This is a genomic window from Saccharothrix ecbatanensis (genome assembly GCF_014205015.1).
GTDB lineage: Bacteria > Actinomycetota > Actinomycetes > Mycobacteriales > Pseudonocardiaceae > Actinosynnema > Actinosynnema ecbatanense.
Window position 1 is genome coordinate 8355737 of record NZ_JACHMO010000001.1, and the last position, 15463, is coordinate 8371199.

Genomic DNA, 15463 nt, shown 5'->3' on the forward strand with positions numbered 1-15463 from the left:
TCGCCAGGCCCTCCGCCGGTTCGTCCAGGAGCAGCACTTCGGGGTCGGCGAGCAGTGCGCGGGCCAGCAGCAGCCGTTGGCGTTGACCGCCGGACAGCGCGTCGCCGTCCTCGCCGACGATGGTGTGCCAGGGCACGTCCAAGTCCACCAAGGCGGCCACTCGGTCCAGGTCGTGTTGTGACGCTTCGGGGCGGGCGAACCGGACGTTGGCCTCCACGGTGGCGTGGAAGACGTGCGCGTCGTCCAGCACGCCCTTGGCGACGCCGGGGTGTGCGGCGGCCAACGTCCGTAGATACGTGCTCTTCCCCGCGCCGCTCGCGCCCACGACCCCGACTCGGCCGACGGGCAGGTCCACTTCGGGTGGTGTGGCGTTCTGGGAAGCCAGCACCTCGCGTACCCGGCGGACGGATCCGCGCACCTCGGCCCAGCGTTGGGCGGCGGACGCCAACGGCATCGTCACTTCCAGCACCGCGACCGACCCCAGCACGACGTGCGCGGGGGCGCCGGATCGCAGGAACGCCAGCGCGACCCCGAACTGCACGATCACCGCGACGGCCGCCAGCACCGCCGCACCGAACCCGCCCCGCCGTTCCCCTTCGGCCAGCGCGTCGACCACCCGGCCGGTCGCGGCCAACTCGCGGTCCAGCGCGCCGAACGCGGTCAGCTCGGCGGCGCCGTCCAGCAGCACGACGGTCCGTTCGGCGAGTGTCGACCGCAACGGCGCGAGCGCCTTCAAGTGCCGCACCGAAATACTGTATGCAACCCACGGAATAACGCATACAGTCACCAATAGACCGCATGCCAACGGCCAGGCGAACCCGGTCGCCGCCAACGCGATCGTGCCCACCGTCAACGCCACCGCGCCCGGCAGCAGGCAGCGCAACACAGCATCCTGTATACAGTCCACATCGGACACCAGTCGCGTGAGCGCGTCGCCGCTGGTCAACGGGCGGCGCAGCAGGGCGTCGTAGACCCGGCCCCGAACCTCCGCGAGGTTTCGCAGCACGGCGGAATGCCCGGCCAACCGCTCGACGTACCGCATCCCGCCGCGCGCGACGGCCAACGTCCGCACCGCCACGATCGCCACCGTCAACGCGGACAGCGGCGGCTGCTCGGCGGCACGCATGATGAGCCACACGGCCGTAGTCATGAGCCCGATGCCGGCCAGTTCGGCGGCGACCCCGGCGGCCACCGCGAGCACGAGACGCCTCATCCGAACGCCACCACCCGGTCGACCTCGCCGAGCATCACCTGCCGGTGCGCGACGATCAGCGCCGTACGTCCGGACGCGAGCCGACGCGTGGCCCGCAGCACGGCGTCCTCGGTCCCGGTGTCCAGCCGCGATGTCGGCTCGTCCAGCAGCAGCATCCGCGCGTCGTCCCGGACCAGCGCCCGCGCCAACGCGACCCGCTGCCGTTCACCGGAGGACAGCGGGTGCTCGGCGTCGATGAGGTGCGCCAACCCCATCGCGTCAGCCGCCGCCCGCACGTCACCACTGGAGCCCAGCGCGATGTTCTCGCCGACCGTGCCGGGGAACAACGTCGGCCGCTGCGGCACCCACGCGAGCTGCCGCCACCACGACTCCCGGTCCACGTCCCGCAGGTCCACCCCGCCGACCAGCACTCTCCCGGACGCGGGCGTCACGAAACCCATCACCACCGCCAGCAACGTGCTCTTCCCGACACCGCTCGGCCCCACCAGCGCCACCCGTTCACCGGGCGCGATCCGCAACGACATGCCACCCAACGCCGCCCGCCCCGGATACCGCACCACGACCCGGTCCACGACGATGTCGGCGGTCCGCAGGTCTGGCGTTCGGACGCCCGTCACGGCGGACGTCGCGGTGAGTTGTCCAGCGAGTTGTCCAGTGAGTCGTCCACAGGCGGTGAGTTGTCCACAGGCCGCGCCCGACGGCGCCGAATTGTCGGTCCCTTGTGGCAGTGTCAAATCAAGGGATCCCCTTGGCGGGGACCCGTGCGAAGCCGAGCCTTGCGGGCCAAGGTCCTCCGAAGCCGAAGCCGAAGCCGAAGCCGAAGCCGAAGCCGAAGCCGAAGCCGAAGCCGAAGCCGAAGCCTGAGGCGCTGAGCTTTGCGGCCCGGCGGCCTCCAGCACGGCCAGCCCCTCCGCGGACGCGTGGAACTGGGCGCCGGCTGCTCGCAACGGCAAGTACGCCTCCGGAGCCAGCAGCAGCACCAACAGTGCCACCTGCAACGTCACCCCGCCGTGCAGCAGCCGCAACCCCACTGGCACCGCCACCAAAGCCACGGACAGCGTCGCCACCAACTCCAGCACCAACGCCGACAGGAACGCCACCCGCAACGTCCGCATCGTCGCCGCCGCATGCGCCCCAGCCATCGCCCGCACCGTCTCCGCCTGCGCCGCCGCCCGCCCGAACACCTTCAACGTGCCCAATCCGCGCACCACGTCCAGGAAGTGCCCACCCACGACCGCCAGCCCTGCCCACTGCGCTCGCGTCCGATCCCGCGTGTGCATACCCACCAGCGCCGCGAACACCGGCACCAGCGGCAACGTCACCAGCACCACCACCGCCGACGCGAGGTCGGCGAACGACAACCGCACCACCACCGCGACCGGCACGACCGTCGCCACCACGAGCTGCGGCAGGTACCCGGCGAAGTACGGCTCCACCGCGTCCAGTCCTTTCACCACGAGCGTCGCCACCGACCCGGCCTGCTGACCCGAAAACCCGCCAGACCCGCCAGACCCGCCAGAGCCGCAAGACCGCCGCAACACCCGCTTGCGCAGCGAAGCCTTCATCCGAGCGGCGAACCGCTGCGTCACGACCCGCCCACCCCACACCACCAACCCGCGCACCGAGACCACCGCCACCAACCACCACGCCGACCACCCACCCGCGAGCACCGACGCCAACACCTCCGCCTGCGCCAACACCACAGCCGCCGTGACGACCGCGAGCACGCACAGGACGACGACATACCCCCGGTCAACGTGCCGCACGAGCCATCCGCCAAGTCGCCCACTGGAACACCAGCACCAACGGCACCACCACAACGGCCGCCCACGTCAACACCCGCAACGTCGACAAGTCCGCCATCACCGACACCGTCACCACCGACCGCGCCCCGAACACCGCCACCACCGGCAACGCGCACACCAAAGCGCTGCAACCGAAAGCCACCCGGTAACGCCCACCCCGCAACGCCACCCACACCCCGCCCAGCAGCCCGACGACAACCACCGCCACCAACCCGAAAGCAGGGACCGGCACCGACCCGGCCGTCAACACCGCCGCAACCACGAACGCAACACAAGGCAGCACAAGGGAAACCGCGACCGAAACCACCCGCCGACGCAACTCGCCGGACAACCGCCAAGCCAGGAAAACCGCGCCGTGCAAAGAGAACAGCGCCACGAACCCGGCACCCCACAACACCGACGGCCCGCCGAGCACCCGTCCCAGCAGCACGCCCCAGCCCACCGCGACCACCAGAGCCCCGCCCACCAACAGGAAATCCCACCCCGGCGACCGCAGCTGCACGGCGACCGTGAAGCACACCAACCCGGCCAACAACACCGCGAACACCGAGTGCTGCGACGACAACAACTCGCCTTCCAACCGGGGGAACGCGCCGAACAGCACGCCCACCGCGGCGACCAGCCACACCTCGTTGCCGAGGAAGAACGGCGTCATCGCCCGCAACACCTCACGCCGCGACGGCTCGTCCCGACCGACCAGCCGCAGCAGCAGCCCGACCCCGTAGTCGAACCCGGCCAGCGCGAAGTACCCGCAGGTCAGGAACGCCAACAGGACAACCCACACACCTTCCACGACACACCCCTCACAGAGCCGGAACTCGCCGAGCCGGAACTCACAGAGCCGGAACGAGCGGCGACACGGGCGCCTCGTCGGAGAACACCGGCCCGCGCCGCACCAGCCGGGCGATCAGCACCCAGTCGGCGACCGCCAGCACCGCGAACACGGCCGTGAACGCGACGAACGACACGAGCATCTGGTCCCGGCTCACGTGCGACACCGCGTCCGCCGTCGTCAGCAACCCCTGCACCAACCACGGCTGCCGCCCGATCTCGCGGAACAGCCACCCGCCGATCGCCGCCACGAACGGCAGCGGGATGCCGAGCACCATCAGGTACAGCGGGAACCGCAGCCGCACCACCCAGTCGCGGAACAGCAGTGGCACGGTCGCCCAGCTCACCAGCAGCAGCACGAACCCGATCTGGATCATGAACCCGAGGCCGATCCCGTCCAGCGCGCCGACCGTGTCCAACTTCTCCGGCTGGTGCTCCTGCACGACCGGGAACTGCCCGAACCCGAACCCGATCAGCATCGGCGTGGCCAACGCGGTGAGCACCACGCCCAAGCGGAGCGACCGGCGGAAGAAGTCGACCTCGGTGGTGCGCCGGATGAAGTGGTAGGCGCTGACCCCGGTCACGAACACGCCGCCCACGGTCAGCGCGGCGAAGCACACGTGCAGGAACGCCGTCACGAACGTCGGGTTGGCGAGCAGCGCGGAGAAGTCGACCATCCGCAGCACGCCGTCCCGCAGCTCGTGCCCGACGGGGTTCTGGAGGAACGCGTTCGCCATCATGATCCAGAACGCCGACGCGAACGCCGTCAGCGCCACCAGCCAGATCAACGCCAGGTGCGCCCACTTGTTCAACCGGTCCCAGCCGAAGATCCACAGGCCGAGGAACGTCGACTCCAGGAAGAACGCCACCAGCGTCTCCATCGCCAGCGGCGCGCCGAACACGTCACCCGCGAACGTCGACAGGCCCGACCAGTTCAGCCCGAACTGGAACTCCATGACGATGCCGGTCGCGATGCCGAGCGCGTAGTTGACCACGTAGAGCCGTCCCCAGAAGCGCGTCATCCGCGCGTGCACCGGGTCGGCGGACAGCGTGGCCCGCGTCTGCGTCACCGCGACCACCGTCACCAGCCCGAGCGTGAGCAGCACGAACAGGAAGTGGAACGACGTGGTGGTGGCGAACTGGAGGCGGGCCAGTCCCAAGGCATCCATGAGTAGGGAAGTTATATGTAGGCAGGCAACGTAACATCGGGGATGTCCCCGATTCCGACCCCGGTCCGGAATCCGTAAAGTCACCGAACATGAAGTCCGACGCGCTGCGAGGCCACCTCGACGGGCTCCTGCTGGCCACGCTCGACGGTGGCCGGCTGCACGGTTACGCCATCATCGAGGCGTTGCAGCGGCGCAGCGGCGGCGCGCTCGACCTGCCCACCGGCACCGTCTACCCGGCCCTGCGCCGACTGGAGACGGCCGGTCTGGTCGCCAGCGAGTGGAGCACCGTCGGCGGAAGGCAGCGCCGCACCTACCGGCTCACCCAGGCCGGCCGGCGGGCCCTGGCCGCCGAACGCACCGCGTGGCGCGAGTTCACCACCGCGATCGAAGGCGTGCTGGGAGGTGGACCGTGGCCGGCACAGGCCTGATCGACGACTACGTCACCGCGCTGGACCGGCGGTTGCGCGGCCCGGAGCACGTGAAGGACGACCTGCTCGCCGAAGCGCGCGACAGCCTCCACGACGCCGCCGCCGCGCACCGGGACGACGGGCTCGCCGAGGACGCCGCCCAACGCCGCGCCGTCGCCGAGTTCGGTCCCGTCACCGAGATCGCCCGCGAGTACCAGGGCCTGCTCGGCCTGGCGCACGGCACGCGCACCCTCCGCGCGGTGATGCTGGTCATCCCGCTCGTGCACATCATGTGGGAGCTGAACCGCCGGTTCTGGATCGGCGCCTGGAACGACTTCGACGCCCCGCCGCCCGACTGGTACCTGCTGGTCGCCCGCCTCAACGACACCTCGGCGTGGGTCGTGGCCGGCGTGGCCGTGCTCGCGCTGCTCGTCGGTCGGCGGCTCGCCCGGACGGCGGTCAGCACGGTGACCCTGGCCAGGCTCGCGGGCGTGGTCGCCGTCGGCGCGGTCGCAGTCACCGCGTCCGGCAACGTGGCGATCCTGGCCGCCACCGCCTACCTCGACGCGGCGAGGCTGCTCATGTCGCCACCGGTGGCCGCCGCGACCGTCGTGTCGTTCGTCGTGGTGCTCCGGCTGGCCGTACTCGCCCGCCGGTGTGTGGTGTTCTCGTCGGTGTGACCGGCGGATGTGTCACGATCGTGTCGTGACCTCAGCGCTCATCTACATAGTCGTCATGGCACTCGTGGCGGCCGTGGTGTTCCTGCTGGCCGCGCTGGTGTTCGGGCGCGGCGAGGAACTGGCCCCGCTGCCGCCCGGCGCGTCGCCGACCCGGCTCCCGGCCGAGGACGTGACCCCCGACGACGTGCGCGACCTGAAGTTCCAGCAGGTCCTGCGCGGCTACAAGATGACCGAGGTGGACTGGGTGCTCGAGCGCCTGGCCGGCGAGGTCGAGCGGCTGCGCGGCCGGGTCGACGAGCTGGAGGCCGAGCTGGGGACGAGCCCGCAGCTCGAAGCCGAAGCCGAAGCCGAACCCGAGCGGGTGCTGGAGCCCGAACGTGACCCGGCCTGACCTCGCGCGGTGCCCGTGGGGCGAGAGCACGCCCGACTACGTCGAGTACCACGACACCGAGTGGGGCGTCGAGCTGCACGGCGAGACGGCCATGTTCGAACGCATGTCGCTCGAGTCGTTCCAGTCCGGCCTGTCCTGGATCACCATCCTGCGCAAGCGGGAGAACTTCCGGACCGCGTTCGCGGGCTTCGTGCCCGAGGTGGTGGCGGAGTTCGGGTCGGACGACTTCGACCGGCTGATGGCCGACGCGGGCATCGTCCGCAACCGGGCGAAGATCAACGCGACGATCAACAACGCCCGCGCGATCGCCAAGCTGGACGTGCCGCTGGACGACCTGCTGTGGTCGTTCGCCCCCGAGCACCACGAACGGCCCGCCACGATCGCCGACGTGCCCGCCGTCACACCCGAGTCGAAGGCGATGGCCAAGGAGCTGAAGCGCCGCGGCTTCGTGTTCCTCGGCCCCACCACCTGCTACGCGTTGATGCAGGCCACGGGCATGGTCGACGACCACATCGCGACCTGCTTCCGCGCCACCGCCGCCTCTACCGCCCCGTGAAGCCGGGCTTCCGCTTGGCCACGAACGCGGCGACCGCCTCCCGGTGGTCCGCCGTGGCGCCCGCCTCCGCCTGCGTGCGGGCCTCCACCTCCAGCGCCGCCTCAAGCGCGCCGGTGAACGCCATCGCCTCCTTGATCTTGGCGTAGGCGGTGGTCGGCCCGGCGGCCAGCTTCCGGGCCAGCGCCTGCGCCGTGGACAGCACCTCGGCGTCCGGCACGACCTGGCCCACCAGGCCGATCCGCAACGCCTCCTCCGCGCCCACCGGCTGCGCGAGCAGCATCATCTCCATCGCCCGGCCGTGCCCGATCAGCCGCGGCAGCGTCCAGGACGCGCCCGAATCGGCGGTCAGGCCCACGTTGGCGAACGCCATCAGGAACTTCGCGCCCGCGGCGGCCACCCGCAGGTCGCTCGCGAAGGCCAGCGAGGCGCCCGCACCCGCCGCCATGCCGTTCACGGCCGCGATGACCGGCTTCGGCATGCCCACGATCGCCTTGACCAACGGGTTGTAGTGCTTCTCCACCGTGTTCAGCGGCGCCGGGTCGCCCGCCTCCAGCAGCGCGATGTGCTCCTTCAGGTCCTGACCCGCGCAGAACGCCTTCCCGGCGCCCGTGACGACCACCGCGCGCACCTCGTCGTCCTCGGCCGCCTCGACCACGGCCTCCAGGAACCGCTCCTTCAGCGCCAGCGTGAACGAGTTGAACGACTCGGGCCGGTTGAGCGTGAAGGTGCGAACGCCGTCAGCGTCGTCGATGAGGAGTTCGGACACGGGGGACCTCCGGTCAGTGATGGGCAAGGCTGTCGTCGACGAACGCGGCCACCGCGGGCGCGAGGCGGTTGGTGTGCCGGTCGAAGAACTCGGCCGCGTCGGTGCCCGGCCAGTCGGCGGGCAGCAGCTCGCGCGGCAGGCCGGGATCGCGGAACAGGAACTTGCGCCAGGCGTGCAGGAACCGCTGCGACGCCGCGAACGCCTCGGCCGGCGACGTACCGTCCACAGCGGACACCAAGGGCTCCCACTCGGCCACGAACCGGGCGTAGTCGCGCCCCAGCGTCGCCAGGTCCCACGCGCGTGCCGCCAGCTCCGCCGGGTCGCCCTCGTGCTCGCCGAGGAACGTGCTCGCCCGCACACCCTCGCCGGCCAGCACGTCCGCGAGTTCCGGGGAGGGGCGCGGTGCGATCCACGTCACCGGGCCGAGCGCGCCGTAGCCGAGCAGTTGCAGCGAGGAGGCGAGCCGGTCGCGTGCCTCCCGGGCGGGCAGCTCCTCCAGCACCACCACGTGCCACCGACCGTCCCAGGTGGACGGCCGGGTGCGGTAGATGCGGGCCGCCGCCTCGTCCAGCCGCCGTTCCGCGCGGGGTGTCATCGCGTAGCCGGGGCCGTCCGGCAGGCGGACGGGTTCGAGCCAGCCCTGCCGGACCGTGCGCGACACGGCGGTGCGCACGGCGGGCGCGGCGAAGTCCAGCGGCTCCAGCAACCGGACGAGCGCGGCGATCGTCGCGGCGCCACCCCGCTCGCGGAGGTGGCCACCGTAGACGTCGAAGAGCGCGGAACGGGCTCGCACGAGAGCCGAGTCTGTCAGGGCGACCCCGCGACACGCCACAGAGCCGTAAAGGGTCACGACCGGGTGACGATCGGCGGTGGGTACGAAAGTCGTTGGGGCACGGTGATCCTGGCTGTGGTCGGCGGCTTCGTGAAGATCGCCAACTGGCACCCGGCGGGCCGGAAAGATCGGTTCGGTTTCGCTGCCGAGTCCGCATAGGGGAGAATGGGTCCCGTATCCGGCCCTGGTCGGACGGGGAAGATGTTGACGGAGGGAGCACGCGATGGCGGCCATGAAGCCCCGGACCGGCGACGGTCCCCTCGAGGTGACCAAGGAGGGGCGTGGCATCGTGATGCGCGTTCCGCTCGAGGGTGGTGGGCGCCTCGTCGTCGAGATGTCGGCGGATGAGGCCAACGCCCTGGGCGATGCCCTCAAGGCAGCCGCCGGCTGACCAGCCGGACCGAGAAAGCGTCGAGGCCCCGGTTTCCACTGTGGAACCGGGGCATCGCTACGTCACGACGCGCCCGGTCACCCGGGCTTGACAGATCTTGTTCTTGACCGGCCTTGACACCCGTTTATCGGCCTTTATTCGACTTTTTGACCCGTTTTTCGCCCCTGTTCGGCCCTTCGGAGGTCTTCCGTGCGAGCACCCCTGCCCACCCCGCTGGTCACCGTCGAGGTGGCCGACACCCTCCGGCGAGGTGTGCCCGCGGTGCTCGTCGCGTTCCCCGGCGACCCGGTCCGGCTCGGGCCGGGCGCGGAGGACCTGGACGTGGACGTGGCCGAGGTGAGTGGCAAGGCGGGGGCGACGTCCAGGCAGGGGCGGACGTGGGTGGTGGGGGTTGGTGACGGTGCGCCGGGTGACTGGCGCAAGGCGGGGGCGTCGCTGGTGCGGGCGCTGCACGCCGACGCGGAGAAGTCCGGTGGGACGACGTTCGACGTGCGGTTGCCGGAGGACGTGACAGCGGGTGCGGTGGCGGCGTTCACGCTGGGTGCGGCGGTGGGCGGGTACCGGTTCAAGGTGACCGGGGAGGAACCGCCCAAGCGGGTGAAGTCGATGCGCCTGGTGGCCGGGGATCCGGCGTTCGCGGAGGTCGTGCGGAAGGCGAACACGCTGGCGGCGGCGACGTCGTTCAGCCGTGATCTGGCGAACATGCCGTCAAATGTGAAGGATCCGTCCTGGCTGGCCGCGGCGGCGGTGAAGGCCGGGCGTGCGGTGCCGGGGCTCCAGGTGGAGGTCCGGGACGAGAAGTGGCTGGCCGAGCAGCGGTTCGGCGGTGTGCTGGCCGTGGGCGGCGGTTCGGCGCGTCCGCCCAGGTTCATCGAGCTGACGTGGCCGGGGACGGACGCCGGCCAGCCGCACCTGGTGCTGGTGGGCAAGGGCATCACGTTCGACACCGGTGGGATCTCGATCAAGCCGGCCGACGGCATGCACCTGATGCGCACGGACATGTCCGGCGGCGCGGCCGTGATCGCGGCCCTGGTGGGCATCGCCAAGCAGAGCCTGCCCGTTCGAGTGACAGGCCTCGTGCCCGCCGCCGAGAACCACGTGTCCGGCACGGCCTACCGACCGGGTGACGTGATCACCCAATACGGTGGAATCACCACCGAGGTGACGAACACCGACGCCGAAGGCAGGATCGTCCTGGCAGACGCCCTCGCCTATGCCGTTCGCAACCTGAAGCCGGACGTTCTGGTGGATGTCGCCACCCTGACCGGTGCGATGAAGGTGTCGCTGGGTCTGCGCACCGGTGGCCTGTTCGCCACGGACGACGACCTGGCGGCCCGCGTTGCGGAGGCCGGGGTGGAGGTCGGCGAGCGCTGGTGGCGCATGCCGTTGTTGGAGGACTTGGCGGAGGACGTCCGGAGCGACATCGCCGATGTGCGGCAGTGCCCGCCGGGGCCGGGTGGGATTACGGCGGCGCTGTTCCTGCGCGAGTTCACCGGCAATGTTCCGTGGGCGCACCTGGACATCGCCGGTCCGGCGCGGGCGGACAAGGTGTACGACGAGGTGGTGGCAGGCGCGACGGGCTTCGCCGCGCGGACCCTGATAGAACTGGCCGAGACCTACGCCCGCACGCAGGCCTCGGCGAACACGATCGGGTGATCATGGCCCGAAAATGTACGGAAACACCGTTACGGTCCCTCGGTTGAAACGAGGAACCCAACCCGCCGACCACCGCCATCCTGGACATCGCCAGCCCCACCACCACCAGCCCCACCACCACCAGCCTCACCACCACCAGCCTCACCACCACCAGCCGCACCACCGCTCCGAGCCACCGGGAACCCCCGCACGATGAGCAGGACTCCCAAGGCGATCTCGAAGAGCCCACCGGGAACGGCCAGCACCACGCCCACCCCGTACCCGAACACTTCGAGAACGGCACCGACCAGGAAGACGGCGTACCCGGCCAGTCCCCAGACCGCCATGAAGCGCGGCACCAGTCGCGCGCGGAACAGGACTCGGCAGAACACCACGCCGACGATCGCGACGGACATCATCGCGATCTGGTAGCTGTAGTGGTTGCCGGCCACCACGACCCGCGCCACCCCGGCCAGCGCCGATCCGGCGTCTGACCCCGCGTCGGACCCGGCCGCGCCAGCCGCGCCGCCCGCGCTCGCGTGCTCCCGGGCGAGCGGCACCAGGAGCAGCAGGAAGACGACCCCGACCGCCAGCAGCGCCGCCTCCACCGCGCGGCCGATCAGGTAGGCCTGCGCGGAGATCTCGCTGTGCGGCTTCAGGACGGGGAACGCCAGCACGCCGATGCCGACGACGGCGGCCGAGTTGATCAACATCAACAGCGCACCCGCCGCGATCCGCGTCGGGTTGTCGGCGACGTCGGCCAGGTAGTCGGCCAGGTAGTCGGGCAGGTAGTCGGGCAGGTCGCCGCTGCCGCCTCCCGACTCCGCGCCGATCAGGGCGCCGCCTCCGGCGTATGCGACGAACGCCAGCAGGAACAAGGCGCCCATGGTTCGTCCGATGGCTCTCGATGACATGGATCTTCCCTCCATCGCGGGCGATCGGGCCCGTTCCCGTACTTAGTAAGGCGCACGGTAACGTACTAAGTACGAACATGTCACCCGATCGTGTGGCCCAATGGTGTGATCCAGTCGTGTTGCCAGTCGTGTTGCCCAGTGAGGAGTCCGGATGTCCGACCACGTCAGCGACCGAGCACGGGGCGGCCGGGTAGGAGATGGCCGGGCGGCGCTCAGTCGGGAACGGGTGCTGCGCGCCGCCGTCGCGATCGTCGACGCGGGAGGCCTCGGGTCGCTGACGATGCGCTCGCTCGCGGGCGAGTTGGGGGTCAAGCCGATGTCCCTCTACCACCACGTGGCCAACAAGGACGAGATCCTGGACGGGATCGTCGACCTCGTCTTCAGCCAGATCGAGTTGCCCTCACCCGGCGGCGACTGGCGCCGGGAGATGCACCGGCGGGCGACCTCGGCGCGCGAGGTGCTCGGACGCCACCCGTGGGCGATCGGGCTGCTGGAGTCGCGGGCCACCCCCGGCCCCGCGACGCTGCGACACCACAACGCGACGATCGGCACCCTGCGCCGAGGCGGCTTCACGGTGGCGATGACCGCCCACGCCTACGCCCTGCTCGACAGCTACGTGTACGGGTTCGCCGTCCAAGAGGCCGCGCTGCCCTTCCACGGCCCCGACACCGCCGCCGAAGTCACCGAAAACATCGCCCAGCAGCTCTCCGCCGACGACTACCCGTACCTGCTGGAGATGGCGACCGACCACGTCCTCCAACCCGGCAACGACTTCGCCGACGAGTTCGAGTTCGGCCTCGGCGTGATCCTCGACGCCCTCGCCAGGTGGATTCCCGAGGGCGGGGCACCGGGTGGAGCGGGTGCTCAGACGCCCAGCGCGTGATCGCGGAACGCGCGGACAGCCGGTGGGAGAGGGATGTCGGCCACCCAGACCAGGGCGATTTCCCGTGCCGCGCGGGGATTCAGCGGGATTTCCGGGAGGCCGGACGGGGAGTCGGCGTGGGGGAGGAGCGCTACGCCCAGGCCCGCCGCGACGAGGCCCCGGACGGTTTCGGTTTCCTGGCCTTCGAAGGCCAGGGTGGGGGTGAACCCGGCTTCGGCGCACAGGTCGTCGGTGATCTGCCGCAGGCCGTAACCCGGTTCCAGGCCGACGAAGTCCTCGCCCGCCAGCTCCGCCACCCGCACCGACGGGCGACCGGCCAGTCGGTGGCCCGGCGGGACCACCAGGATCAGCTCTTCCTCGCGGAGAACGGCGTGGGCGAACGTGGCGTCGGTGGGCGGCGGCGAGACCAGGGCCAGGTCCACCACGCCGTTGACCAGGTGGTTCAGGATGTCCTGGCGTGAGTTCTGGACCAGGCGGAATCGCACTGACGGGTGGGACTCGCGGAAGCCGCTGACCAGGGCCGGGACCACCGACCTGCCCAACAGGTGGAGGAAGCCCAGCGCTACCTGGCCGCGTTCGGGTGAAACCTCCTCGGCGGCGGCACGGTGGCCGGCTTCCAGGGTCGCCAGCGCGCGGTCCGCTGCCTCGCACAGCAGTCGGCCCGCCCTGGTCAGGCGTACTCGCCGGCCGGATCTCACTACCACCGGCGCACCCAGCGACGTGCCCAGCGCGGCCAACCACCGGCTCACCGTGGGCTGCGGCACGCCTACGGACTCGGCGGCGTGCGTGACGTGCTCGTCCGCGGCCAACGCCCGCAGCACGGCCAGTCTGGGCACCAATTCATCCATCACAGCATCGATTGTGGCAAACCACCGTATTGGACGCATGGATTAGCGTCGTAGACGTGCCCAGTCGCCGTGTTCCGAGCCGCCTCACCACCTCCGTCGCCGCAACCGGACTGGCCACGTTCGCCCTGCTCTACGCGCCGCAGTCGGTGTTGCCCGACATCGCGGCCGAATTCCGCCTCACCCCGGCCGAAGCCTCGCTCACCGTCAGCGCCGCAACGGGCGCCTTGGCTCTCGCGGTCATCCCGATGGCCGCCCTCGCCGACCGCGTCGGCCGACGTCGGGTGATCATCTGGTCAGTTCTCACGGCCGCCGTCCTGGGCCTGCTCCTGCCGCTGGCCCCGACGTACGAAACACTCCTGGCCGCCCGGGCCCTGCAAGGCATCGCCACGGCGGGCGTCCCGGCGACGGCCATGGCATTCCTGGCCCAGGAAGCGAACAAGACGCAGGTCGGCGCGGCCATCGGCGCGTTGGTCGCGGGCAACAGCGCGGGCGGGATGCTCGGGCGGCTCATCACCGGACTGACCACCGACGGCACGTCGTGGCGCACCGCCCTGGCCATCGCCGGCGCGTTCGGCGCGGCCTGCGCGATCACCGCCGCCCTCCTTCTCCCGAAGGGCCGCGACACCGAACGCCGGCCGAGCGCGCTCAAGGGCGCCCTCACCGACCGGGTCCTGCTCTGCCAGTACGCGATCGCGGTCCTCGCGGTGGCGGCGTTCATCTCCGTCTTCAACGTCATCGGCTTCCGCCTCACCACCGACCTGGGCCTGTCCACGGGCATCGCCGCGCTGGCCTACCTCGCGTACGCGGCGGGCAGCACGTCGGCCACTGCGGGCCGCCTCGCGGACCGGCACGGGCGCGCCCGCGTCACGCTCGCCGGGCTGGCCGTCGCCGCCGTGGGAGCCGCGATCACCCTGCCGGACAACCTGATCACCATCGCCGTCGGACTCACCCTGTTCACCGGCGGCTTCTTCGCCGCCCACGCCGTGGCGAGCGGCTGGGTGGGGGCGCGAGCTCCGGAGCACGTCCGGGGGCAGGCGTCGGGCGTCTACCTGTTCGCGTTCTACGTCGGCAGCAGCACCGGCGGCACGGCGGGCAGCGCCGCGTACCAGGCGCACGGCTGGACCGGCCTGGTCGTCCTGATCACGGTGTGGCTGGCGTTGGCGGCGGCAGCGGTTGTCACCGCGCACAGGGTCCAGAGGTCGGAGAGCGGTCAGAAGTCGAGTGGCACCTCCACCGCAGCGCCACCGGTGACCGCGACCGTGCCGAGCTGCGGCAACGTCACCGTCCCAGGCGCCACCGAGAACGTCACCGACCGCACGTCCTCCGGCACCTCGTACACGCCGGCCACCGGGAACGTCTCACCGCCGTAGCGGGCGCCGACCTGCCGCGCCACCTTCCCGTCGGGCAGCACCACGGTCAGCAGACCGGCCGTCTGCCACGACCCGACCACGGTCGGCACCCCGTGCCCCCTGAACCGCAGCTCCAGCAGCGCCGTCCCGGGCTCGGCCGTGGCCAGCTCGTACTGCCCCTCGGACCACACCGGCCGCTGCCGCCCCAACCGCGCCCGGACCACCTCCAGCGACCCGACCTGCTCGGGCGCACCCACCGACACGGGCGTCGACACCGACATCGTCTCCGGCCCGGGAGCACGCCTCAGCACCGCTGGAGCATCGCCGACCACCTGCCCGGACGGCACCGCGACCCGCTGCTCCAGCGACTTCGCCCCCACGGTGTTGAGCACCAGCGCCTCCGGACCACCCGCGCCCGGACCACCCGCGACCGGCACCGTGTAGACGATCAGCACCGTCCCGTCGTCCGGTAACCGGTCCGCCGGCAACGGGTGCCGCCGCCCCGGCACGTCGAGCGCCGGCTCCGGCGGCTGAGGCAGCCAGCGGTGCCACGGCGTCTGCCGGAACGCCAAGTCCGTCTCGCCGTGCCGCAGCACCCGCAGCCGCAGCACCCGCAACGCCACCCCGTGCTCGGCCCGCAGATCGCCCTCCGCCGTCGGCCACACCGCCGGGGACGAGTAGCCCGTCACCTGGAGTTCGAGCTGGTCGTCCCGCACCGTCGCGGACGCCGGGTCGAGCGCCTGGCCCTCGTCCGGCAGCACGGCCAGGAAGTCGGGCCCGGCATTGCCGACGC

General features: G+C 71.3%; 15 protein-coding genes and 1 pseudogene. 8 read left to right on the plus strand and 8 right to left on the minus strand.

Annotated elements, in window-relative coordinates:
* Window positions 1–25 precede the first annotated feature (25 nt).
* The 4 genes and pseudogenes from F4560_RS46385 to F4560_RS37035 all read right to left on the minus strand — a co-directional run.
* Window positions 26–1213, minus strand: a pseudogene (locus tag F4560_RS46385) (ATP-binding cassette domain-containing protein); the annotation flags it as partial.
* Window positions 1210–2979: a thiol reductant ABC exporter subunit CydD gene (cydD, locus tag F4560_RS37025; protein ID WP_184927722.1), complete on the minus strand. Its 1770-nt coding sequence runs from the start codon at window positions 2977–2979 to the stop codon at window positions 1210–1212. The pseudogene F4560_RS46385 and the gene cydD, both read right to left, overlap by 4 nt.
* Window positions 2966–3811, minus strand: a complete 846-nt coding sequence (locus tag F4560_RS37030; protein ID WP_184927723.1) for a cytochrome d ubiquinol oxidase subunit II — start codon at window positions 3809–3811, stop codon at window positions 2966–2968. The genes cydD and F4560_RS37030 overlap by 14 nt, the downstream gene beginning before the upstream one ends.
* Before the next feature lie 40 nt (window positions 3812–3851).
* The gene (locus tag F4560_RS37035) at window positions 3852–5018 is read right to left on the minus strand and encodes a cytochrome ubiquinol oxidase subunit I (RefSeq protein WP_184927724.1); all 1167 of its coding nucleotides are present in this window, start codon (window positions 5016–5018) and stop codon (window positions 3852–3854) included.
* Between the two features lie 89 nt (window positions 5019–5107).
* Between F4560_RS37035 and F4560_RS37040 the strand changes: the two genes are divergently transcribed.
* From F4560_RS37040 to F4560_RS37055, 4 genes are read left to right on the plus strand one after another with little or no spacing between them, the layout of a single operon-like run.
* A complete protein-coding gene (locus F4560_RS37040; protein WP_184927725.1) occupies window positions 5108–5446 on the plus strand; it encodes a PadR family transcriptional regulator in 339 nt (112 codons plus the stop codon).
* Entirely contained in the window at window positions 5428–6105 is a 678-nt protein-coding gene (locus F4560_RS37045; protein ID WP_184927726.1) for a permease prefix domain 1-containing protein, read from the plus strand. Before F4560_RS37040 ends, F4560_RS37045 begins: the two co-directional genes overlap by 19 nt.
* Window positions 6106–6130: 25 nt before the next feature.
* Window positions 6131–6496, plus strand: coding sequence for a DivIVA domain-containing protein (locus F4560_RS37050; RefSeq protein WP_184927727.1), 366 nt, complete (start codon window positions 6131–6133; stop codon window positions 6494–6496).
* A complete protein-coding gene (locus F4560_RS37055; protein WP_184927728.1) occupies window positions 6483–7052 on the plus strand; it encodes a DNA-3-methyladenine glycosylase I in 570 nt (189 codons plus the stop codon). Before F4560_RS37050 ends, F4560_RS37055 begins: the two co-directional genes overlap by 14 nt.
* Here F4560_RS37055 and F4560_RS37060 read toward each other — a convergent pair.
* Window positions 7039–7818, minus strand: a complete 780-nt coding sequence (locus F4560_RS37060) for an enoyl-CoA hydratase-related protein (protein WP_184927729.1) — start codon at window positions 7816–7818, stop codon at window positions 7039–7041. The genes F4560_RS37055 and F4560_RS37060 overlap by 14 nt on opposite strands.
* Window positions 7819–7831: 13 nt before the next feature.
* Complete coding sequence (locus tag F4560_RS37065) at window positions 7832–8611, minus strand: PaaX family transcriptional regulator (RefSeq protein ID WP_184927730.1); 780 nt, start codon at window positions 8609–8611, stop codon at window positions 7832–7834.
* Window positions 8612–8873: 262 nt separating this feature from the next.
* Here F4560_RS37065 and F4560_RS37070 point away from each other — a divergent pair, with 262 nt between their 5' ends.
* Window positions 8874–9041, plus strand: a complete 168-nt coding sequence (locus F4560_RS37070) for a DUF3117 domain-containing protein (RefSeq protein ID WP_012783412.1) — start codon at window positions 8874–8876, stop codon at window positions 9039–9041.
* 189 nt (window positions 9042–9230) lie between these two features.
* On the plus strand, window positions 9231–10697 hold the full coding sequence (locus F4560_RS37075; RefSeq protein ID WP_184927731.1) for a leucyl aminopeptidase family protein: 1467 nt from the start codon (window positions 9231–9233) through the stop codon (window positions 10695–10697).
* A gap of 29 nt (window positions 10698–10726) precedes the next feature.
* Here F4560_RS37075 and F4560_RS37080 read toward each other — a convergent pair whose 3' ends face one another.
* Complete coding sequence (locus F4560_RS37080; protein WP_184927732.1) at window positions 10727–11590, minus strand: DUF4386 domain-containing protein; 864 nt, start codon at window positions 11588–11590, stop codon at window positions 10727–10729.
* A gap of 151 nt (window positions 11591–11741) precedes the next feature.
* Here F4560_RS37080 and F4560_RS37085 point away from each other — a divergent pair, with 151 nt between their 5' ends.
* Complete coding sequence (locus F4560_RS37085; protein WP_184927733.1) at window positions 11742–12473, plus strand: TetR/AcrR family transcriptional regulator; 732 nt, start codon at window positions 11742–11744, stop codon at window positions 12471–12473.
* Here F4560_RS37085 and F4560_RS37090 read toward each other — a convergent pair.
* On the minus strand, window positions 12455–13321 hold the full coding sequence (locus tag F4560_RS37090) for a LysR family transcriptional regulator (RefSeq protein WP_246479072.1): 867 nt from the start codon (window positions 13319–13321) through the stop codon (window positions 12455–12457). The genes F4560_RS37085 and F4560_RS37090 overlap by 19 nt on opposite strands.
* A gap of 56 nt (window positions 13322–13377) precedes the next feature.
* Between F4560_RS37090 and F4560_RS37095 the strand changes: the two genes are divergently transcribed.
* A complete protein-coding gene (locus F4560_RS37095; protein WP_184927735.1) occupies window positions 13378–14691 on the plus strand; it encodes an MFS transporter in 1314 nt (437 codons plus the stop codon).
* Window positions 14692–15463 lie beyond the last annotated feature (772 nt).